The 20,732-nt window shown below is 67.5% G+C and carries 16 protein-coding genes; 9 read left to right on the top strand and 7 right to left on the bottom strand.

Features of this window, described 5'->3' with window-relative positions; genetic code table 11:
• Nucleotides 1-90: 90 nt before the first annotated feature.
• The 4 genes from BMZ19_RS05835 to xdhA form a co-directional block, all read right to left on the bottom strand.
• Nucleotides 91-558 carry an RNA methyltransferase gene (locus BMZ19_RS05835; protein WP_090308241.1) on the bottom strand — a complete coding sequence of 156 codons (468 nt, stop codon included), beginning with the start codon at nt 556-558 and terminating at the stop codon, nt 91-93.
• Between the two features lie 98 nt (nt 559-656).
• The gene (gene xdhC / locus BMZ19_RS05830; RefSeq protein WP_090308238.1) at nt 657-1,442 is read right to left on the bottom strand and encodes a xanthine dehydrogenase accessory protein XdhC; all 786 of its coding nucleotides are present in this window, start codon (nt 1,440-1,442) and stop codon (nt 657-659) included.
• The gene (xdhB, locus tag BMZ19_RS05825) at nt 1,435-3,780 is read right to left on the bottom strand and encodes a xanthine dehydrogenase molybdopterin binding subunit (protein WP_090308235.1); all 2,346 of its coding nucleotides are present in this window, start codon (nt 3,778-3,780) and stop codon (nt 1,435-1,437) included. Before xdhB ends, xdhC begins: the two co-directional genes overlap by 8 nt.
• The gene (gene xdhA, locus BMZ19_RS05820) at nt 3,777-5,225 is read right to left on the bottom strand and encodes a xanthine dehydrogenase small subunit (RefSeq protein WP_090308232.1); all 1,449 of its coding nucleotides are present in this window, start codon (nt 5,223-5,225) and stop codon (nt 3,777-3,779) included. Before xdhA ends, xdhB begins: the two co-directional genes overlap by 4 nt.
• 238 nt (nt 5,226-5,463) lie before the next feature.
• On the opposite strand from xdhA, the gene BMZ19_RS05815 reads away from it, so the two are divergent.
• The 3 genes from BMZ19_RS05815 to alaC all read left to right on the top strand — a co-directional run bounded on the left by BMZ19_RS05815 (nt 5,464) and on the right by alaC (nt 8,680).
• The gene (locus BMZ19_RS05815) at nt 5,464-6,675 is read left to right on the top strand and encodes a CmpA/NrtA family ABC transporter substrate-binding protein (RefSeq protein ID WP_090308228.1); all 1,212 of its coding nucleotides are present in this window, start codon (nt 5,464-5,466) and stop codon (nt 6,673-6,675) included.
• Nucleotides 6,676-6,693: 18 nt separating this feature from the next.
• Complete coding sequence (locus tag BMZ19_RS05810; protein WP_090308226.1) at nt 6,694-7,272, top strand: ANTAR domain-containing response regulator; 579 nt, start codon at nt 6,694-6,696, stop codon at nt 7,270-7,272.
• Between the two features lie 172 nt (nt 7,273-7,444).
• Nucleotides 7,445-8,680 (top strand): alanine transaminase, encoded by a 1,236-nt coding sequence (gene alaC, locus BMZ19_RS05805; RefSeq protein ID WP_090308223.1) that lies wholly within the window; start codon nt 7,445-7,447, stop codon nt 8,678-8,680.
• A 119-nt stretch (nt 8,681-8,799) separates the two neighbouring features.
• On the opposite strand, the gene BMZ19_RS05800 is transcribed toward alaC, so the two are convergent.
• Nucleotides 8,800-9,726 (bottom strand): 1-phosphofructokinase family hexose kinase, encoded by a 927-nt coding sequence (locus tag BMZ19_RS05800; protein WP_090308220.1) that lies wholly within the window; start codon nt 9,724-9,726, stop codon nt 8,800-8,802.
• 445 nt (nt 9,727-10,171) lie between these two features.
• Between BMZ19_RS05800 and BMZ19_RS05795 the strand changes: the two genes are divergently transcribed.
• The 6 genes from BMZ19_RS05795 to BMZ19_RS05770 all read left to right on the top strand — a co-directional run bounded on the left by BMZ19_RS05795 (nt 10,172) and on the right by BMZ19_RS05770 (nt 18,417).
• Nucleotides 10,172-11,551 (top strand): CmpA/NrtA family ABC transporter substrate-binding protein, encoded by a 1,380-nt coding sequence (locus tag BMZ19_RS05795; protein WP_090308217.1) that lies wholly within the window; start codon nt 10,172-10,174, stop codon nt 11,549-11,551.
• Nucleotides 11,552-11,610: 59 nt separating this feature from the next.
• Nucleotides 11,611-12,603, top strand: a complete 993-nt coding sequence (locus BMZ19_RS05790) for an ABC transporter permease (protein WP_090308213.1) — start codon at nt 11,611-11,613, stop codon at nt 12,601-12,603.
• Between the two features lie 21 nt (nt 12,604-12,624).
• Nucleotides 12,625-13,419, top strand: coding sequence for an ABC transporter ATP-binding protein (locus tag BMZ19_RS05785; RefSeq protein WP_090308210.1), 795 nt, complete (start codon nt 12,625-12,627; stop codon nt 13,417-13,419).
• Nucleotides 13,420-13,886: 467 nt separating this feature from the next.
• Nucleotides 13,887-15,098, top strand: a complete 1,212-nt coding sequence (locus tag BMZ19_RS05780; RefSeq protein ID WP_090308208.1) for a nitrate/nitrite transporter — start codon at nt 13,887-13,889, stop codon at nt 15,096-15,098.
• Nucleotides 15,099-15,219: 121 nt separating this feature from the next.
• Complete coding sequence (locus BMZ19_RS05775) at nt 15,220-16,887, top strand: bifunctional protein-serine/threonine kinase/phosphatase (protein WP_090308205.1); 1,668 nt, start codon at nt 15,220-15,222, stop codon at nt 16,885-16,887.
• Between the two features lie 573 nt (nt 16,888-17,460).
• Complete coding sequence (locus BMZ19_RS05770) at nt 17,461-18,417, top strand: MBL fold metallo-hydrolase (RefSeq protein WP_244517107.1); 957 nt, start codon at nt 17,461-17,463, stop codon at nt 18,415-18,417.
• A 213-nt stretch (nt 18,418-18,630) separates the two neighbouring features.
• On the opposite strand, the gene BMZ19_RS05765 is transcribed toward BMZ19_RS05770, so the two are convergent.
• Together BMZ19_RS05765 and BMZ19_RS05760 are read right to left on the bottom strand one after the other, a co-directional pair.
• Nucleotides 18,631-19,398 (bottom strand): alpha/beta fold hydrolase, encoded by a 768-nt coding sequence (locus BMZ19_RS05765; RefSeq protein ID WP_090308202.1) that lies wholly within the window; start codon nt 19,396-19,398, stop codon nt 18,631-18,633.
• Nucleotides 19,399-19,524: 126 nt separating this feature from the next.
• Entirely contained in the window at nt 19,525-20,706 is a 1,182-nt protein-coding gene (locus BMZ19_RS05760; protein ID WP_090308199.1) for an acyl-CoA dehydrogenase, read from the bottom strand.
• Nucleotides 20,707-20,732: the final 26 nt, after the last annotated feature.

Here is a 20,732-nt window from a genome sequence, read left to right as displayed (position 1 = left end):
GCAATGACCAGGCTGTAGTGCCCAGGCACTGAAAGAAACCCCGCTTCGGCGGGGTTTCTTTTTTTCAGCATCCGGTGATTCGAGCGATTTCTAGAACAGCGGCCCGGAGCGCGTGTTGTTGCCCTTGGCCAGCCGGTCGTAGAGCACCACGTTGACCGTGGCGGCAAGGTTCATGCAGCCGTTGGTGGGGATGTAGACCACGTCCTCGCACCAGTCGCGGATCTGCTTGTCCAGCGAGCCGTCTTCCGGTCCGAAGATGTACAGCGCGCGATCCGGATGGGTGTACTCGGGCAGGGACCGCGCGCCTTCGACCAGCTCCACCGCCACCGGCGTGCAGCCGAACGGCAGGATCTTGCGCAGGTCGTCGATGTTGATCAGCGGAATGTCCTGGTGGACCTTCTTGGTATCGGTGACGAAGTCCCGCGCCCGGTCGTAGCGGGTGCCGGTATAGAACACCGAGCTGACTTCATAGCAGCCCGCCGCGCGCATGATCGATCCGACATTTTCCGGCGACTTGGGATTGAACAGACCGATACAGCTGTATCTCTTGTTGGCCACGGCAATGCTCGCAAAAGCACCGATTATACCGGGCCGGCGCCAGCCCGGCGGAAAAGCGGATGGGCTGGAGTAGAGGCTGGATCACCTGATCCTGCGTCCTATGGCTCTTGCCGGTCCCGCTCGGCGCCGTAGGTGGCGATCACCTCCCCCGCCACCGCGATGGCAATCTCCAGCGGCAGCTTGCCGCGCACCTCGGGCAGGCCTAGCGGGCAGCGCATGCGCGCGATCGACTCCGCCGCCAGGCCGCGCTCGCGCAGGCGATGCTCGAAGCGCGCGCGCTTGGTCCGCGAGCCGATCAGGCCGAAATAGGCGAAGTCGCCGCGGCGCAGGATGCGCTCGGCCAGTTCGAGATCGAGCTGATGGTTGTGGGTCATGACGATGCAGTAGCTGCCGGGGGGCAGCTTGTCCACCTCGTCGACCGGCTCCTCGCTGACCACCCGCTCGACACCCGGCGGCAACTGCGCCGGAAATTCGGCCACTCGCGAGTCGATCCAGCGCACCCGGCACGGCAGGCCGGCGAGCAGCGGCACCAGCGCGCGACCGACATGCCCCGCGCCGAACACCGCGACCTCGGCCCGCGCCCGCCCCAGCGGCTCGAACAGCAGCAGGGTGACGCCGCCGCAGCACTGGCCCAGGCTGGCACCCAGGCTGAAGCGCTCCAGCAGCGGCGTGCGGGCGCCCGAGGCGAGCAGGTCGCGGGCGATCTGGATGGCGCGCAGCTCCAGGTGGCCGCCGCCGATGCTGTGGTAGCTGCATTCGGTGGTGACCAGCAGCTTGGCGCCGGCATCGCGCGGGGTGGAGCCCTGTTCCTCGACCAGGGTCACCAGCACGCAGGGCTCGCCGCGGCGCTGCAGTTCGCCCAGGGTTTCGATCCAGTCATGCATGGCGCAGACGCTCCGCCGCCCACAACACCCGCTCCGGGGTTGCCGGGGCATCCAGCTCGGGATGCACGCGGTAGTCGGCGAGGCTGGCCAAGGCATCCTTGATCGCGCACCACACCGAAATGCCGTGCATGAACGGCGGCTCGCCGACCGCCTTGGAGTGGAACACGGTGTCCTGCGGGTTGCCGCGGTTGGCCACCAGTTGCACGCGCAGGTCCGCCGGCAGGTCGCCCACCGTGGGAATCTTGTAGGTCGCCGGGCCATCGGTCAGCAGCCGCCCCTTGGCGTCCCAGGCCAGCTCCTCGCAGGTCAGCCAGCCCATGCCCTGGATGAAACCGCCTTCGATCTGGCCGATGTCGATGGCCGGGTTCAGCGAGTCGCCGACGTCGTGGAGGATGTCGGTGCGCAGCACCCGGTACTCGCCGGTCAGGGTATCCACCAGCACCTCGGAGCAGGACACGCCGAAGGCGTAGTAGTAGAACGGCCGGCCGCGCGCCTGCTCGCGGTCGTAGTGCACGCCGGGCGTGGCATAGAAGCCGGTGCTGGACAGCGACACCTGGCCGACATAGGCCAGAGCGATCAGTTCGTCGAAGCTCAGGTAGCGCTCGCCCACCCGCACCTGGCCATTGCCGAACTCGACCTCGTCCGGGTCGACCTCGAAGTGGATGGCGGCGAAGCCCACCAGGCGCTGGCGCAGGATCAGCGCGGCGTTCTGCGCCGCCTTGCCGTTGAGATCGCTTCCCGAGGAGGCAGCGGTCGGCGAGGTGTTGGGCACCTTCTCGGTATGGGTGGCGCTGATATGGATGCGCGAGATATCGACCTGCAGGGTTTCGGCGACAACCTGCGCCACCTTGGTATGCAGGCCCTGGCCCATCTCGGTGCCGCCGTGGTTGAGGTGGATGCTGCCGTCGGTATAGATGTGGATCAGCGCTCCGGCCTGGTTGAGGAAGCTGGAAGTGAAACTGATGCCGAACTTCACCGGGGTCAGTGCCAGGCCCTTCTTGAGCACCGGACTGGCGGCATTGAAGGCGCGGATTGCCGCGCGACGAGCCTGGTAGTCGCAGCTCGCCTCCAGCTCGGCGGTCAGCTCGCCCAGCAGGTTGTGCTCCACGGTCTGGTAATAGTGGGTGACGTTGCGCGGCGCCACGCCGTAGTAGTTGCGCTTGCGCACCTCCAGGGGATCGAGGCCCAGATGGCGGGCGATACGCTCCATGACCTCCTCGATGCCGAGCATACCCTGCGGCCCGCCGAAGCCGCGAAAGGCGGTGTTGGACGCCAGGTTGGTGCGGCAACGATGGCCAGTGACCCTGGCATCGCCCAGGTAGTAGGCGTTGTCGGCATGGAACATCGCCCGGTCGACGATGGCCCCGGACAGATCCGGCGAGAAGCCGCAGTTGGCCAGCAGCTGGATGTCGATGCCCTGCAGCACGCCCTGGGCGTCGAAACCGACGTCGTAGTCGATCAGGAACGGATGGCGCTTGCCGGTGGTGCGCATGTCATCGGTGCGCGCCAGGCGCATCTTCGCCGGCCGCCCAGTCAGCCGGGCGACCACCGCGCACAGGCAGGCCGGGCCGGCGGCCTGGGTTTCCTTGCCGCCGAAGCCGCCACCCATGCGGCGCATGTCCACCGCCACCTGGTGCATCGGCACGCCGAGCACGCGGGCTACCAGATGCTGGATCTCGGTGGGGTTCTGCGTCGAGGAATAGACCAGCATGCCGCCGTCCTCGACGGGCAGTACCGTGCAGACCTGGGTCTCCAGATAGAAGTGCTCCTGGCCGCCGACGTGCAGGCGTCCCTGCAGGCGATGCGGCGCGCCAGCCAGCGCCGTATCAGCGTCGCCGCGCTGCTGGCGGTGGCTGTCACGCACCAACTCGCCACGACGCAGCGCCTCCTCCACGTCCAGTAGCGGCTCCAGCACCTCATAGTCGATCTTCGCGGCAGCGGCGGCCTGACGGGCGATCTCGGGGTCGGCGGCGGCCACCGCCAGCACCATCTGCCCGACGTACTGCACGACCCCCTCGGCCAGCAGCGGATCGCCCGGCCAGACAGCGCCGATGTCCAGCTCGCCGGGGACGTCGTGGCTGGTGATGGCGATGACCACGCCGGGAAACGCATAACAGGGCGACGTGTCGATGTGCAGGATGCGCGCATGGGCGTGCTCGGAGAGACGCGCGCAGACGTGCAGCTGGTTGGCGAACTCAGGGCGGTCGTCTACGTACAGCGCCGTGCCGGAGACGTGCTTGTCGGCGCTTTCGTGCTTGAGGCCGCGGCCAACGCCGCTGGCGATGCCGGCGCGAAACCGTTGCGCTAGCTCTTCCTGGGACAGTTCAGGATTGTTCATGCCGAATACACCCGAGTGGCCACGGAGGGCTGTTGCAGCTCGATGAAGCAGCGGCGCAGCAGGTTCTGCGCGACCCACAGGCGGTAGGCCGCGCTGGCGCGCAGATCGTCGAGCGGGCTGAATTCGCCGGCCAGTGCCTGGCAGGCGTGCTCGATGGCCGTCTCCTCGCCGCGCGTACCGATCAGCGCCTGCTCGCAGGCGCGGGCACGCTTGGGAATCTCCGCCATGCCGCCGAAGGCTATGCGCGCCTCGCTCACCACGCCGTCGCGCAGGTGCAGATTGAACGCCGCGCACACGGCGGAAATGTCGTCGTCCAGGCGCTTGCTGACCTTGTAGGCGCGCAACGCCTGCCCCGCCACGGGGCGCGGCACGCGGATGCTCTCGATCAGCTCGCCGGGCGCCAGCGCGGTGACCCGGTAGTCGCGGAAAAACTCCTCCAGTGCCAGGGTGCGCCGCTGCGCGCCACAGCGCAGCAGCAGCTCGGCGCCGAGGGCGATCAGCAGCGGGGGCGTGTCGCCGATCGGCGAGGCGTTGCCGAGATTGCCGCCCAGGGTGGCGCGGTTGCGGATCTGCCACGAGGCGAAGCGCGCCAGCAGCGCGCCGAAGTCCGGGTATTCGTCGGCCAGCACGGCCTGGCAGTCGCTCAACGCCACCCCGGCGCCAATTTCCACATGTGTGTCGCTGAATTCGATGCACTTGAGTTCGGCCACCCGGCCGAGGTCGATCAGTAGCGGCAGCTCGTGGTGCTGCTGGGTTACCTCCAGCGCCAGGTCGGTGCCGCCGGCCAGCAGGCGGGCCTGCGGCTGGGCCCGATAGATTTCCGCCAACTCGTCCAGCGTCTGCGGCAGCAGGCAGCGCCGCTCGCTACGCTCCAGCCCGGCATCGCCCTGGCTGGCGATGACCTGCAACGCGGCCAGGGTTTCGGCTTCATGGCGCTCGAAGCTGTCGGCCTGTCGCTGTGTGCAGGCCTGTTCGGCGGCGGCGATGATCGGCCGGTAGCCGGTGCAGCGGCACAGGTTGCCGGTCAGCGCATCGACCGCCTGCGCGCGGTCGTAAGCGGCGCAGCCCTTCTGCAGGGCAAACAGCGACATGACGAAACCCGGTGTGCAGAAGCCGCACTGGCTGCCGTGGCAGTCGGCCATCGCCTGCTGCACGCCATGCAGATGCCCCGGCTGACCGAGATCCTCGACGGTGATCAGTTGCTTGCCGTGCAGGGCGGACATGAAGGTCAGGCAGGAGTTCAGGCTGCGATAGCGCAGCCGCGCGCCGTTGGCGGCCGGGTCCGGCTCGGCGACCACCACGGTGCAGGCACCGCAGTCGCCCGACGCACAGCCCTCCTTGGTGCCGCTGCGGCCGAGATGGCGGCGCAGGTATTCGAGCACCGTCAGATTCGGATCGAGCGCAGTCTCGCAGCGCAGCTCGCGGTTGAGCAGAAACTGGATCACGGCGGCCCCCTGCCTCGGCTTGTTCGATAAGCCCTTGAAAGGACTGTAGTGAGACCCGCGCGCCGGAGCAACCACCCAAGGCCATCGCCCTGGCCGGCTGCGGCCTCATTTGGTGCACAGGCATACACCATGGGACGTGGCGAAAGCCTCGTTTGCACGATCAGCCGCCACACTGGCATACGGCTTGCTTTATCGCAGGCATGCAGCCCACCTGCCCTGCCCGTCTCTGGAACCTGTCATGCCCGACCATACCCCCGCCCCCCGCCACGACGCCCTGTCCTGGGTCGCCGGCTCGGATGCCCCGGAAAAGAACGTCCTCGACCTCGGCTTCATGGCCCTGGCCGACTCGGCGTCGTTGATCGTTGCCGCCACCCAGGGCTTCGCCCAGCCCTACGGACTGACCCTCAACCTGCGCCGCCAGGCCTCCTGGGCCGGCCTGCGCGACAAGCTGGTCAGCGGCGAACTGGATGCCGCGCAGATGCTCTATGGCCAGGTCTACGGCACCCACCTGGGCATCGGCAGCCCGGCCACGCCCATGGCCATCCTCATGGGCCTGAACCAGAACGGTCAGTCGATCAACCTGAGCACGGCGCTGCGCGAGGCCGGCGTGACCTCTGCCGAGGCACTGCGCGAGCATACGCACCACAGCGGTGCGAAACTCACCTTCGCCCACACCTTCCCCACCGGCACCCATGCCCTGTGGTTGTACTACTGGCTGGCCGGCCACGGCATCCATCCGCTCGCCGACGTCAACAGCGTGGTGGTGCCGCCCGCACAGATGGTCACCCACCTGCGCGCCGGGCGTATCGACGGCTTCTGCGCCGGCGATCCCTGGGGCGCCCACGCGGTGGACGAGGGCCTGGGCTTCACCATCGCCACCAGCCAGTCGATCTGGCCGGATCACCCGGAAAAGGTCCTCGGCGTCACCCGCGAGTTCGTCGAGCAGTGCCCCAACAGCGCCCGCGCCCTAAGCATGGCGCTGCTCGAGGCCAGCCGTTTCATCGACGAAAGCCCGGAGAATCGCCGCAGTACCGCCCAACTGTTGAGCGCCGCTGAGTTCGTCAATGCCCCGGCAAGCACCCTGGAGCCGCGCTTTCTCGGCCACTACCAGGACGGCCTCGGCCACGCCTGGCTGGACGCCCACCCGCTGCGCTTCTTCGCCGAAGGCGCGGTGAACATGCCCTACCTGTCCGACGGCATCTGGTTCCTCACCCAGTTCCGCCGCTGGGGTCTGCTGCGCGACGATCCGCAGTATCATGAGCTTGCTGGCGAGGTACATCAGCTCGCCCTGTATCGCGAGGCGGCAGGTGCGCTGGGCATCGCCGTGCCGGAGTCCATGCGCAGTTCCACCCTGCAGGATGGCAAGGTGTGGGACGGCAGCGACCCGGCCGGCTACGCCTGCAGCTTCGAGCTGCACGCGCTGGCCGAACGCCAGTCACTGGCCCTCTGATCCGCAGGAGTTCTGTACATGTTGCGCATTCTCCTGATCAACGACACCGCGAAGAAGGTCGGCCGCCTGAAGAGCGCGCTGACCGAAGCCGGCTTCGAGGTGGTCGACGAGTCCGGCCTGACCGTCGACCTGCCGGCGCGGGTAGCCGCAGTACGCCCGGACGTGATCCTGATCGACAGTGAATCGCCCGGACGCGACGTCATGGAGCAGGTCTGCCTGCTCAGCCGCGACCAACCGCACCCGATCGTCATGTTCACCGACGAGCACGACCCCGGCGTGATGCGCCAGGCCATCCAGTCCGGGGTCAGCGCCTACATCGTCGAGGGTATCCATGCCCAGCGCCTGCAGCCAATCCTCGACGTGGCCATGGCACGATTCGAGAGCGACCAGGCCCTGCGTGCCCAGCTCAACGCCCGCGACCAGCAGATGGCTGAGCGCAAGCGCATCGAGCTGGCCAAGGGCCTGCTGATGAAGATGCGCCAGTGCAACGAGGAAGAGGCCTACACCCTGATGCGCCGCCAGGCGATGAGCAAGCAGCAGAAGCTGATCCAGGTGGCCGAGCAGATCATCTCGATGCACGAGATGCTCGGCAATTGAGCCGATTCCAACGCGCTGTTTGACCGTTGCCGCGCGCCCGCGCGGCAACGGTCAAACAGCACAAGCCCCTCTCGACAGCACGCGCGCGCCGGCGTATTTTGCTTCGCGCAGGCCAGCGCACTGGCCAACGTCGCTCGGACGGTTCCGGGCGCTTACGTATTCGAGAAAACTCATGACCGACTCCCGTTCCGGGCGCCGCTTCGCGCGCATCGATCGCCTCCCCCCCTACGTCTTCAACATCACCGCCGAACTGAAGATGGCCGCCCGCCGCCGTGGCGAGGACATCATCGACTTCAGCATGGGCAACCCCGACGGCGCCACCCCGCCGCATATCGTCGAGAAACTGGTGCAGGTCGCCCAGCGCGACGACACCCACGGCTACTCCACTTCCCGCGGCATCCCGCGCCTGCGTCGCGCCATCTCGCGCTGGTACCAGGATCGCTACCAGGTGGAGATCGACCCGGACAGCGAAGCCATCGTCACCATCGGCTCCAAGGAAGGCCTGGCGCACCTGATGCTGGCCACCCTCGACCATGGCGACACCGTGCTGGTACCCAACCCCAGCTACCCGATCCACATCTACGGCGCGGTGATCGCCGGCGCCCAGGTGCGCTCGGTGCCGCTGGTGCCCGGCGTCGACTTCTTCGCCGAGCTGGAGCGGGCGATCCGCGAGTCGATCCCCAAGCCGAAAATGATGATCATCGGCTTCCCCTCCAATCCCACCGCGCAGTGCGTGGAGCTGGACTTCTTCGAGCGCGTGGTGGCCCTGGCCAAGCAGTACGACATCCTCGTGGTCCACGACCTGGCCTATGCCGACATCGTCTTCGACGGCTGGAAGGCGCCGTCGATCATGCAGGTGCCGGGCGCCAAGGACGTCGCCGTGGAGTTCTTCACCCTATCGAAGAGCTACAACATGGCCGGCTGGCGGATCGGCTTCATGGTCGGCAACCAGGAACTGGTCAGCGCCCTGGCGCGGATCAAGAGCTACCACGACTACGGCACCTTCACCCCGCTGCAGGTGGCGGCCATCGCCGCGCTGGAAGGCGACCAGCAGTGCGTGCGCGACATCGCCGACAAGTACTGCGAGCGCCGCAACGTGCTGGTCAAGGGCCTGCACGAGATCGGCTGGATGGTCGAGAAGCCCAAGGCGGCGATGTACATCTGGGCGAAGATCCCCGAAGCCTACGCCCACCTCGGCTCGCTGGAGTTCGCCAAGAAGCTGCTGCTGGAAGCCAAGGTCTGCGTCTCACCCGGCATCGGCTTCGGCGACTACGGTGACGACCACGTGCGCTTCGCCCTGATCGAGAACCTCGACCGCACCCGCCAGGCGATCCGTGGCATCAAGGCCATGTTCCGCGCCGACGGCCTGCTGCCGGCCAAGGCGGCGAAGGGCGACAGCGCCAGCTGAACCTAAGCGACCCCATGTAGGAGGCCCGACCTCGGGGCGATGCTCTTGCTGGCATGGCGGGCTATCGCCCGCATCGCCGCGAGGTCGCGCCTCCTACAAGAGCGGCACCGCGACGTCTTTCAAACCGCACCAAACAGCCGCTCGACATCCTCCACCCGGCACAGCTCGGTGCCCGGGCGCATGATGGTCGCCGAGCCGGCGGCGATGCCGTAGCGCACCGCCTCGCACAGGCTCCAGCCACGGCTCAGGGCCAGGACCATGGCGCCGACCATGCTGTCGCCGGCGCCCACCGCGCTGCACACCGGCACGTCCAGCGGCGCGAAGCGCTCAACGCCCGCCTGGCTGGCCAGTACCGCGCCCTCGCCGCCCAGCGACAGCACGATGATCTCCGCCACACCTCGCGCGATCAGGCCGCGCAACGCCGCTTCCTGGGCGGCTTCGCCCTCCAGCTTGCCACCCGCCAGCGTGGCCAGCTCGCTGAGGCTCGGCTTGAGCAGATGGATGCCGCCCTGGCCGGCCGCGTACTGCAGCGCCTCGCCCGAGCAGTCGAGCACCAGGCGCGCGCCGATGCGCCGCGCCAGCGCGGCCACCTCGTCGAAGAAGCCCAACGCCACGCCGGGTGGGAAGCTGCCGCTGAGCACCACGTAGCCGGGCAGCGGATCGAGCGCGGCGATGGCGTCGAGGCAGGCCTGCTGCTCGGCCGCGGCCAGTTCCGGGCCGGGCAGGACGAAGCGGTACTGCAACCCCGTGTCACCCTCGTCGACGGTGAAGCTCTCGCGGGTGTCGCCGGCTATCGGCACCCGCACCTGCTCCACCCCTAGCTCGTCCAGCATGCGCTGCAGCATGTCGCCGAATGGACCGCCGGCCGGGTAGACCGCCACGGCATCGCCGCCGAGGGTGGCGACCACCCGCGCCACGTTGATGCCGCCGCCGCCCGGATCGTAGTGCGGCAGGCTGCAGCGCAGCTTGCGGGTCGGTTCGACCCGATCGACTCCAGTCGAGAGATCCATCGCCGGGTTGAGGGTCAGGGTGACAATGCGGGACATCGCGTGCTCCAGGCGGTTCGGTCGGCAGACTGGCGACCGGACCAAGGAATTTTCCAGCCTTGCGGTCAGCCATGAACCATTCTGCCCCAAGCGGCCGTCATGAACCAAAAGTGCCCAGCGCGCAGCCCCCATGCACAGCCATGACCCACCGCGCAAGCGCGTCAGTCGCCCGCCGGAAACCGCCCGCCGGCCCGCAGAAAACAGCAACCCCTTGATTCAAAAGCACTTATTGGCATAAACCGGGCAGCACAAGCACGCCTCCGCGCTTGTGTGCCGGTGATCCGAAAAACTGGCAAGCCCCTTGCAATAGTGACTGTACATCCGTCTTCGGATCGCCAACGGCGGTGATCGAGACGAACTGACAAAGACGTCAAAAGCCAGCTGATCCCCGCAGGATCGGTGCGCTTGCGACGTCTTTTTTCGTTTCTGACCCCGAGAATTCGCCATGAAAATTCGCAGTCGCCGCTTCAAGCATGCCCTGGCCAGCCTGTCCTGCGCCGCCACCCTGCTGCTCGCCCCGCTGGCCAGCTCCATCGCCCTGGCCGCCGATCCGGAGAAGGAAGAGCTCAAGCTCGGCTTCATCAAACTCACCGACATGGCACCGCTGGCCATCGCCTACGAGAAGGGCTTCTTCGAGGACGAGGGGCTGTACGTCAGCCTCGAGGCCCAGGCCAACTGGAAGGTGCTGCTCGACCGCGTGATCACCGGCGAGCTGGATGGCGCGCACATGCTGGCCGGCCAGCCGCTGGGCGCCACCATCGGCTTCGGCACCAAGGCCGACGTGGTCACCGCCTTCTCCATGGACCTCAACGGCAACGCCATCACCGTGTCCAACGCGGTGTGGGCGGAGATGAAGAAACACGTGCCGATGGCAAACGGCAAGCCGGTGCACCCGATCAAGGCCGACGCCCTGAAGCCGGTGATCGACCAGTACAAGGCCAAGGGCAAGCCGTTCAACCTCGGCATGGTGTTCCCGGTATCCACCCACAACTACGAGCTGCGCTACTGGCTGGCCGCCGGCGGCATCAACCCCGGCTACTACGCCCCGGCCAAGGGCGACATCACCGGCACCCTGAGCGCCGACGCGCTGCTCTCGGTGACGCCGCCGCCGCAGATGCCGGCCACCATGGAAGCCGGCACCATCCATGGCTACAGCGTGGGCGAGCCGTGGAACCAGGCCGCGGTGTTCAAGGGCATCGGCGTACCGGTGGTCACCGACTACGAAATCTGGAAGAACAACCCGGAAAAGGTCCTCGGCGTGTCCAAGGCCTGGGCCGAGGCCAATCCGGAAACCCACAAGCGCCTGGTCAAGGCCCTGATCCGCGCCGCCATGTGGCTGGACGAGAACGACAACGCCAACCGCGCCGAGGCGGTAGAGATCCTCGCCCGTCCCGAGTACGTCGGCGCCGACGCCAAGGTGATCGCCAACTCGATGACCGGCACCTTCGAGTACGAGAAGGGCGACAAGCGCGCAGTCCCCGACTTCAACGTGTTCTTCCGCCACAACGCGACCTACCCCTACTACTCCGACGCCATCTGGTACCTGACCCAGATGCGCCGCTGGGGCCAGATCGGCGAGGCCAAGCCAGATTCCTGGTACTTCGAGACCGCCAAGAAGGTCTACCTGCCGGAGATCTACCAATCCGCCGCCAGCGAACTGGTCGCCGAGGGCAAGGCCAAGGCCGCCGACTTCCCGGCAGCAACCGAAGAAGGCTTCCGCGCACCGAGCAGCGACTTCATCGACGGCCTTACCTATGACGGGCGCCAGCCGAACGCCTACATCGAGCAGTTCAGCATCGGCCTGAAAGCCGACAGCAAGCTGTGACATTGCCCATGCAGCGGGAGCCGGCAAAACCGGCTCCCCATGAATCCGAGGAAACGACGATGAGCAACCCCGCCGTCGCCCAACCGATCAAAGACACCCTGAAAACCGCACGCAAGGCAGCTCTGGCCAAGCGCTGGCTGCCCGCCCTGCTGCTGCCGGTGGTAGGTCTGCTCGCCTTCCTGCTGTTCTGGCAGCTCGCGGCCGGCAGCATCGACACCAGCCTCGGCAAGTTCCCCGGCCCGGCCCAGGCGGTCAGCCAGTTCTCCAGCCTGGTCGACGAGCACATCGCCGAGCAGCGCAAGGCCGACGCCTTCTACCAGCGCCAGGAGGCGCGCAACGCCGAGCGCCTGGCCAAGGACCCCGACGCCAAGGTGACCGTGCGCCCATACACCGGCAAGCCGACCTTCTTCAAGCAGATCCTCACCAGCCTGTACACGGTGATGACCGGCTTCGCCATCGCCTCGCTGATCGCCATTCCGCTGGGCATCGTCTGCGGCCTGAGCCGGCCGATCTACAACGCCATCAACCCGCTGATCCAGGTGTTCAAGCCGGTGTCGCCGCTGGCCTGGCTGCCACTGGTGACCATGGTGGTCAGCGCCGTGTACACCAGCGCCGACCCGCTGTTCGCCAAGTCCTTCGTCACCTCGGCGCTCACCGTGGCGCTGTGCTGCCTGTGGCCGACGGTGATCAACACCACCGTGGGCGTGGCCAACATGGACAAGGACCTGCTCAACGTCAGCCGCGTGCTCAGCCTGTCGCCGCTCAGCCACGTGCGGCGCATCGTCCTGCCGGCAGCCATCCCGATGATCTTCACCGGCCTGCGCCTGTCGCTGGCCACCGGCTGGATGGTGCTGATCGCCGCCGAGATGCTGGCGCAGAACCCGGGCCTGGGCAAATTCATCTGGGACGAGTTCCAGAACGGCAGCTCCAACTCCCTCGGCCGCATCATGGTCGCCGTCATCGTCATCGGCCTGATCGGCTTCGTCCTCGACCGTCTCATGCTCGCGCTGCAACGCCGCGTCAGCTGGGACAAGAACGCCGACCTGCGCTAAGCGCCGCCCCAGGAGATCGCCATGAACCACACCCACCTCGAACTGACCGGCGTCGGCATCAGCTTCCCCACCGACAAGGGCCTGTTCTGCGCCCTGCAGAACGTCAACCTGAAGATCGACAAGGGCGAGTTCGTCTCGCTGATCGGCCACTCCGGCTGCGGCAAGTCGACCGTGCTCAACATCGTCGCCGGCCTCTACCAGGCCAGCACCGGCGGGGTGATCCTCGACGGCAAGGAGGTCAACTCACCCGGCCCCGAGCGCGCGGTGGTGTTCCAGAACCACAGCCTGCTGCCCTGGCTGACCTGCTACCAGAACATCGAGCTGGCCGTGCAGCAGGTGTTCAAGGGCAGGAAGGGAAAGGCCGAGATGCGCGAGTGGATCGAGCACAACCTCAACCTGGTGCACATGACCCACGCCCGCGACAAGCGCCCCAGCGAGATCTCCGGCGGTATGAAGCAGCGCATCGGCATCGGCCGCGCGCTGGCCATGCAGCCCAAGGTGCTGCTGATGGACGAGCCGTTCGGTGCGCTCGACGCGCTGACCCGCGCCCACCTGCAGGACTCGCTGATGGAGATCCACGCCGATCTCGGCAACACGGTGATCATGATCACCCACGACGTCGACGAGGCCGTGCTGCTCTCCGACCGCATCGTGATGATGAGCAATGGCCCCTCGGCCACCGTCGGCGACATCCTCAAGGTCGACCTGGCGCGCCCGCGCGAGCGCATGGCGCTGGCCCACGACCCGCGCTACCACGAGTACCGCGCCGCAGTGCTGGAGTTCCTTTATCAGCGCCAGCGCCGGCCAGCGGCCTGAGAATCCGGCGCGCCCTGTGCCTTGGCGAGGCAACGGGGCGCGCCACGCACCAGAACAACGCAGCAATACCGCCAGTCGCCCCCTTTTTGCTCGCCAACCTTCCAGTGCAGGCCGGGCCATCGCCGGCAAAGCCGCGCCAGGCCGACATTTCAGGAAGTTGGCCCGTCACTTGCAATGTTCATCGCATCGACAACCAATGGCGGTTGGCGAACAAGACAAAGGCGTCGCATCACTCAGCTCCGGCTGGCGTGCTGCGACGCCTTTTGCGTTTTGCGCCCCAATGCCCGGGGCGGGCGGCGGGCGCGCGATCCGCACCGCTGCCCAGTAACCCTTCCCCCTTGGGTGGCCATGCCACCAGCGCCTGGCCACAAGCCCGGCGTTACCCGGGGGCAGGCGCGGACCATCCGACCAGGCTCGGTTCCGCGCCAGCCACCCGGCCTTTTGCGACTTTGGATTCGAGGTGTCAGATGAACACGAGTTTCTGGAAAGCCGGCCATACGCCAACCCTGTTCGCCGCCTTTCTCTATTTCGACCTGAGCTTCATGGTCTGGTACGTGCTCGGCCCGCTGGGCGTGCAGATCGCCGCCGACCTCGGCCTGACCACCCAACAGCGCGCCATGATGGTCGCCACGCCGATCCTCGCCGGTGCGGTGCTGCGTTTCCTGATGGGCATGCTGGCCGACCGTACCTCGCCGAAGAGTGCCGGCCTGGTCGGCCAGGTGATCGTCATCGCCGCCCTGGCGGTGGCCTGGCTGCACGGTGTGCACAGCTATGAGCAGGCGCTGCTGCTCGGCCTGTTCCTCGGCTTCGCCGGCGCCTCCTTCGCCGTGGCCCTTCCGCTGGCCTCGCAGTGGTACCCGGCGCAGCACCAGGGCAAGGCCATGGGCATCGCCGGCGCCGGCAACTCCGGCACCGTGCTCGCCGCCCTGTTCGCCCCGGTACTGGCCAGCACCTTCGGCTGGAGCAACGTGTTCGGCCTGGCGCTGATCCCGCTGGTACTGACCCTGATCATCTTCGCCAGCGTGGCGAAGAATGCGCCCGAGCGTCCCAAGCCCAAGGCCGCAGGCGACTACCTGAAGGCACTGGCCGACCGCGACAGCTGGTGGTTCATGCTGTTCTACAGCGTGACCTTCGGCGGCTTCCTCGGCCTGGCCAGCACCCTGCCCGGCTACTTCCACGACCAGTACGGCTTCGACCCGGTCAAGGCCGGCTACTACACCGCCGCCTGCGTGTTCGCCGGCAGCCTGCTGCGCCCGCTGGGCGGTGCGCTGGCCGACCGCATCGGCGGCATCCGCACCCTGCTGGTGATGTACACCGTGGCCTCGATGTGCCTCACCGTGGTCGGCTTCAACCTGTCCAGCTCGGCGGCCGCCCTGGCCCTGTTCGTGATCGCCATGCTCAGCCTCGGCGCCGGCAACGGCGCGGTGTTCCAGCTGGTACCGCAGCGCTTCCGCCAGTCGATCGGCGTGATGACCGGGCTGATCGGCATGGCCGGCGGCATCGGCGGCTTCGCCCTGACCGCAGGCCTCGGCGCGATCAAGCAGGCCACCGGCGACTACCAGCTCGGCCTGTGGCTGTTCGCCGCCCTCGGCGTAGTCGCCTGGATCGGCCTGCATGGCGTCAAGCTGCGCTGGAGAACCACCTGGGGCTCGGCTGCGGTTACTGCCGCGCGGGTCTGATCGACACCCAATGGCTATCGCTGCGCTCCACCCATCCTACGCAATGGCGTAGGTTGGCTGGAGACGAAGGCGATACCCGATACCTCCCCGGCACACCCCGCCAGTCACCACGGACCCGCCCATGCCTCTGCAACTGACCACCGGCGAAGCCAGCGCCACCGGCCCGCGCAGCGAGAACCAGGACGCCCTGCGCGTGGTGACCCCGGCGCCGGCGCTGGCCGCCAGCAAGGGCCACCTGCTGGCCCTGGCCGACGGCGTCAGCCAGTGCGCCGACGGCGGCCTGGCCGCCCGTGCCACCCTGCAGGCGCTGGCGCTGGACTACTACGCCACCCCGGAAACCTGGCCGGTGGCGCAATCGCTCGACCGCCTGCTGCTGGCCCACAACCGCTGGCTGCAGGCAGCCGGCGGCGGCCAGCCGCTGCTCACCACCCTCACCGCGCTGGTGCTGCGCGGGCGACGCTTCACCATCGCCCACGTCGGCGACTGCCGCGCCTATCGCTGGCACGCCGGCAAGCTGCAGCGCCTGACCAGCGAGCACGTCTGGGAACAGGAAGGCATGCAGCACGTGCTCAAGCGCGCCCTCGGCCTCGACCAGCATCTGGTGATGGACTACCTGGACGGCGACCTGCAGGTCGGCGAAAGCTTCCTGCTGATCAGCGACGGCATCTGGGCGGTGCTCAACGACTCGATCATCCGCAGCATCCTCGAAGCCGAGCCCGAGCCGCAGGCCGCGGCGGACGCACTGGTCGGCGCCGCCCACCGCGCCGGCAGCCAGGACAACGCCAGCGCCCTGCTGGTGCGCATCGACGCGCTGCCGGAAAGCAGCCTGGCCGACGCCCTCGCCCGCCTGCAACAGTGGCCGCTGCCGCCGCGCCTGCGCGACGGCCAGACCTTCGAGGGCTGGCAGGTCGAGCGCCTGCTCGGCGAAAGCCGCCAGTCGCTGCTCTATCGGGTGCGTGACGGCCAGGGCCGTCCCTGGCTGCTGAAGACCCTGACCCCGGCGCTGGCCGAGGACCCGCACACCCAGCAGGCCCTGCTGCTGGAGGAATGGTTCCTGCGCCGCGTGGCCGGGCGCAGCTTTCCCGAAGTCCATGGCCTGGCGCAGCGCCAGCACCTGTACTTCGTCATGCGCGAATACGCCGGCCAGACCCTGGCGGCGCGCCTGGAGGAGCAGGGTCCGCTGCCGCTGGCCGACTGGCTGGCGCTGGCGCGCAGCCTGCTGCGCGCGCTGGGCCAGCTGCACCGGCGCAACATCCTGCACCGCGACATCAAGCCTGAGAACCTGCTGGTCGGCGCCGACGGCGAGCTGCGCCTGCTCGATTTCGGCCTGGCCTACTGCCCCGGCCTGTCCGAGGACGAGGCCCACAGCCTGCCGGGCACGCCCAGCTACATCGCCCCGGAGGCCTTCGCCGGCCAGCCGCCGGACGAGCGCCAGGACCTGTTCGGCGCCGGGGTCACCCTCTATCGCCTGCTGACCGGCCACTACCCCTACGGCGAGGTCGAGGCCTTCCAGCAGCCGCCGAACCGCGCGCCGACGCCGGCCAGCCGCTATCGGCCGGACCTGCCGGCCTGGCTCGACGAGATCCTGCAGAAGGCGCTGGCCAACAACCCGGCGCAGCGCTTCGAGACCACCGAGGAATGGCTGCTGGCCCTCGACCAGGGCGAACGCCGCGCCCAGGACCTGCCGGCCCGCCCGCTACTGGAGCGCGAGCCGCTGAAGTTCTGGCGTGGGCTGGCACTGGTGTCGCTGCTGGTCAACCTGGGGCTGTTGGTGCTGCTCGTGCCTTGATCACGGTCCATTCCCGACAGCATTCCGGTAGCACCAGCCGCTGGCACACATCAGCAGCCTGCATGAGCTACCGCCCGCTAGACGCACGGGATTAACTCGCGCTGGACCAGCAACTGCTCGATCTGCTGCAAGGTCGCCACGCCCGGGGCAGCATGCCGCTGACCCACCAGCGCGACTTCTTCCAGGTGATAGACCAGCAGCCTGCCGGCAACAGACCCGCGCTCGATGCCACAGGCGTGCGCGATCGTCTCGCTGAACCTCCTCTCGACTAGGTAGCACTGCCCGTCATCGCGCTGAACAGCTCAATAATGGGCACGACCGCCTCGGCAAACAGTCCAGGCGGAACACGGTAAAAAATTGCGCACCTGATGATTAATATGTTATCAAATTGATCGTAGCAAGCATGGAAGGCCCCAGAGAGCTTTCCAGTTCGCACCCTTGCTGCCACCGGCCAGACCGTCATCATCGCTTCCCGACGGTTGCCGGATCGCCCAGCGTCACTGTAACGACCGGGCAACCCTGGCCTTGCGGCCAGCGCAACAAACTCACCAAAAACTATAAAAAGGCAAGTCCATGAAGCTCACCAAAACCTTGCGTAAATCCCTACTCACCGCTGCCATCGGCCTCTCCCTGTGCACCAACGCCGCCTGGGCTGCCGAGGGCGACCAGCCCAGCGTGCGCCTGCTGCTGCTCGGCACCAAGGGCGGCCCGTCATTACTGCAAACCAAGAGCCTGCCGCAGTCCACCGTGCTGATGGTGAACAACGACGCCTACCTGCTTGACGCCGGTTACGGCGCCAGCCTGCGTCTGGTGGATGCCGGCATCCCGCTGCGCAACATCAAAGGTATCTTCATTACCCACCTGCACAGCGACCACGTACTCGACTACCCGTCAGTGCTGATGAACGGCTGGAATAGCGGCCTGAAGACCCCGGTGAAGGTGTTCGGCCCGCAAGGCATTCAGGAAATGACCGATCACGCCTGGAAGACCTTCGAGGTGGACATCGACCTGCGCATCGCCGATGAAGGCAAGCCCGACCCGCGTCCTCTGGTCACCACCCAGACCATCAAGGAAGGCCTGGTCTACCAGGACGAGAACATGAAGGTCAGCGCCATTTCCGTGCCGCACCCGCCGTTCGACAAGGGCCAGGCCTTCGCCTTCAAGTTCGAGGTCGGCGGCAAGAACATCGTGCTCTCCGGCGACACCAACTACTCGGCGGACCTGGCCAAGTTCGCCTCCGACGCCGACGTGTTCATCAGCGAAGTGGTCCACGTCGAAGGCGTGCAGCGTCTGGCCGAGCGCATCGGTACCGGCTCCACGCTGGCCAAGGCGATCATCTCCCACCACGTGACCGCCGAAGACGTCGGACGCATGGCCACCGATGCCAAGGTCAAGAAAGTGGTGCTCAGCCACTTCGTCCCCGCCGACGACCCGACCCTGACCGCCGAACACTGGCGCAGCGCCGTAGCCAAGACCTACGACGGCGAGATCGTGGTCGGCCACGACGGCATGGAAATCCCGCTCAAGTGATTTGATCCGTAAGCTGTCGCCGGGCGGTCCTCTGCATGGGGCCAGTCCGGCCGCCGAGCAAGCAAGAAGCCCCGGATCGTGCTGCGATCCGGGGCTTCTTGCCGGATAGTCGCCACGCCGCAACCGCCGCACTCGACCGCCGGCTTCAGCGCGCGCCAAGCCAAAATGCCCTGCCCCGACAGTCGAACGCGGCGGCGAATGGTCGAGTCTCGATCAGGCGAGAAACTCCCCGATCAGCCGCAGGGTCGCCTCGCCCGCCTCGCGGTGCGGGATGTGCCGGCAGTCGTCGAGCAGCAGCGTGCGGCACGGCGCCGGAACCAGGCGGGCGATGCGCGCCAGCTGCTCGGCGGTGGCGTACTGGTCGCCCTCGCCCTGGAAGGCCAGCACCGGCACGCGGATCTGTGCCAGCTCGCGGTCGAGGTTCCAGGCGGCGAAGTCGGGATGCTGCCAGGTGTCCACCCAGCCGTGGAAGACGCCCTCGAGGTTGGCGCCATGGAAGGCGCGCAGGCGCTCGAGCAGGTCGCTGCTGCGAAAATGGGCGTCGGCTGCGCGGATGCCGGCCAGGGTCTCGTCCTCGACGATCACGTGCGGCGCCATGGCGACTACGCCGCGCACCCGCAGGTCGTTGCGCGCGGCGTAGGCCAGGGCGATGGAGGCGCCGTCGCTGTGGCCGACCAGCACCACGTCGTGCAGGTCGAGGGCTTCGAGCAGCGCACCCAGCTCGTCGGGGCAGCCGGCGCTCAGGTAGTCGAGAGGCCGCGGCTGAGGCGTCGGGCTGGAACGGCCGTGGCCCTGCCGGCTGTAAGCCAGTACCGCGCAGCCGGTATGTTCGGCCAGTTGGCGGGGAAAATCCTTCCAGTGGGCAACACCGCCCAAGGCCTCGTGCAGCAGCACCAGCGTCGAGCGCTGCGCCTCGCGGGCCGGGATCTGCAGGTATTCGAGACGGGCGTGGGGCAGGTCGAGCCACTCGACAGCATGCATGGGGAACGCTCCTGATTGTTCTTGTCGGCCTGCGACTGTGCCGTACTTCGGCCCTCGCCGACCAGCCCCGTGCATGGGCAAAAAGGCGGGAGCCGGCGGGTGACCCGGCCCCCTGCCCTGTGGCACTCAGTAGAAGGCTTGGATGCCGGTCTGTGCGCGACCGAGGATCAGCGCATGTACGTCGTGGGTGCCCTCGTAGGTGTTGACCACCTCGAGGTTGACCAGATGGCGCGCCACACCGAACTCGTCGCTGATGCCGTTGCCGCCGAGCATGTCGCGGGCCAGGCGGGCGATGTCCAGCGACTTGCCACAGCTGTTGCGCTTCATGATCGAGGTGATCTCCACCGCCGCGATGCCCTCGTCCTTCATCCGGCCCAGGCGCAGGCAGCCCTGCAGGGCCAGGGTGATCTCGGTCTGCATGTCGGCCAGCTTCTTCTGGATCAGCTGGTTGGCGGCCAGCGGGCGGCCGAACTGCTGGCGGTCCAGGGTGTACTGACGGGCGGTGTGCCAGCAGGCCTCGGCGGCGCCCAGCGCGCCCCAGGCGATGCCGTAGCGCGCCGAGTTCAGGCAGGTGAACGGACCCTTGAGGCCGCGCACCTCGGGGAACATGTTCTCCTCGGGGACGAACACGTTGTCCATGACGATCTCGCCGGTGATCGAGGCGCGCAGGCCGACCTTGCCGTGGATCGCCGGGGCGCTCAGGCCGGCCCAGCCCTTCTCCAGCACGAAGCCGCGGATGTCGCCGGCGTCGTCCTTGGCCCACACCACGAACACGTCGGCGATCGGGCTGTTGGTGATCCACATCTTGCTGCCGGTCAACCGGTAGCCGCCGTCGACCTTCTTGGCGCGGGTGATCATCGAGCCCGGGTCGGAGCCGTGGTTGGGCTCGGTCAGGCCGAAGCAGCCGATCCACTCGCCGCTGGCCAGCCTGGGCAGGTACTTCTGCTTCTGCGCCTCGCTGCCGAACTCGTTGATCGGCACCATTACCAGCGAGGACTGCACGCTCAGCATCGAGCGGTAACCGGAGTCGATGCGCTCGACCTCGCGAGCGATCAGCCCATAGCACACGTAGTTGAGGCCGCTGCCACCGTACTCGACCGGGATAGTCGCGCCGAGCAGGCCGGTCTCGCCCATCTCGCGGAAGATCGCCGGGTCGGTGTATTCGTTACGGAAGGCTTCCAGCACCCGCGGCGCCAGGCGGTCGGCGGCGAACTTGCGGGCGCTGTCCTGCACCATGCGCTCTTCTTCGCTGAGTTGCTGGTCGAGCAGCAGCGGGTCTTCCCAGTTGAAGCTTGCCTTGTTGGCCATGTCGGTATTCCTCGGTATAGGTCTTG

Origin of the sequence: Pseudomonas linyingensis (genome assembly GCF_900109175.1) — a bacterium.
Classification (GTDB): domain Bacteria; phylum Pseudomonadota; class Gammaproteobacteria; order Pseudomonadales; family Pseudomonadaceae; genus Geopseudomonas; species Geopseudomonas linyingensis.
Note: the sequence above shows the minus strand (reverse complement) of the source record. Positions and strands in the feature narration are given on the sequence as shown.

Coding starts and splice junctions, on each gene's coding strand:
- xdhC (WP_090308238.1), bottom strand. CDS start 1,442: ATGCATGACTGGATCGAAACCCTGGGCGAACTGCAGCGCCGCGGCGAG.
- xdhB (WP_090308235.1), bottom strand. CDS start 3,780: ATGAACAATCCTGAACTGTCCCAGGAAGAGCTAGCGCAACGGTTTCGC.
- BMZ19_RS05815 (WP_090308228.1), top strand. CDS start 5,464: ATGCCCGACCATACCCCCGCCCCCCGCCACGACGCCCTGTCCTGGGTC.
- BMZ19_RS05810 (WP_090308226.1), top strand. CDS start 6,694: ATGTTGCGCATTCTCCTGATCAACGACACCGCGAAGAAGGTCGGCCGC.
- alaC (WP_090308223.1), top strand. CDS start 7,445: ATGACCGACTCCCGTTCCGGGCGCCGCTTCGCGCGCATCGATCGCCTC.
- BMZ19_RS05800 (WP_090308220.1), bottom strand. CDS start 9,726: ATGTCCCGCATTGTCACCCTGACCCTCAACCCGGCGATGGATCTCTCG.
- BMZ19_RS05795 (WP_090308217.1), top strand. CDS start 10,172: ATGAAAATTCGCAGTCGCCGCTTCAAGCATGCCCTGGCCAGCCTGTCC.
- BMZ19_RS05790 (WP_090308213.1), top strand. CDS start 11,611: ATGAGCAACCCCGCCGTCGCCCAACCGATCAAAGACACCCTGAAAACC.
- BMZ19_RS05785 (WP_090308210.1), top strand. CDS start 12,625: ATGAACCACACCCACCTCGAACTGACCGGCGTCGGCATCAGCTTCCCC.
- BMZ19_RS05780 (WP_090308208.1), top strand. CDS start 13,887: ATGAACACGAGTTTCTGGAAAGCCGGCCATACGCCAACCCTGTTCGCC.
- BMZ19_RS05775 (WP_090308205.1), top strand. CDS start 15,220: ATGCCTCTGCAACTGACCACCGGCGAAGCCAGCGCCACCGGCCCGCGC.
- BMZ19_RS05770 (WP_244517107.1), top strand. CDS start 17,461: ATGAAGCTCACCAAAACCTTGCGTAAATCCCTACTCACCGCTGCCATC.
- BMZ19_RS05765 (WP_090308202.1), bottom strand. CDS start 19,398: ATGCATGCTGTCGAGTGGCTCGACCTGCCCCACGCCCGTCTCGAATAC.
- BMZ19_RS05760 (WP_090308199.1), bottom strand. CDS start 20,706: ATGGCCAACAAGGCAAGCTTCAACTGGGAAGACCCGCTGCTGCTCGAC.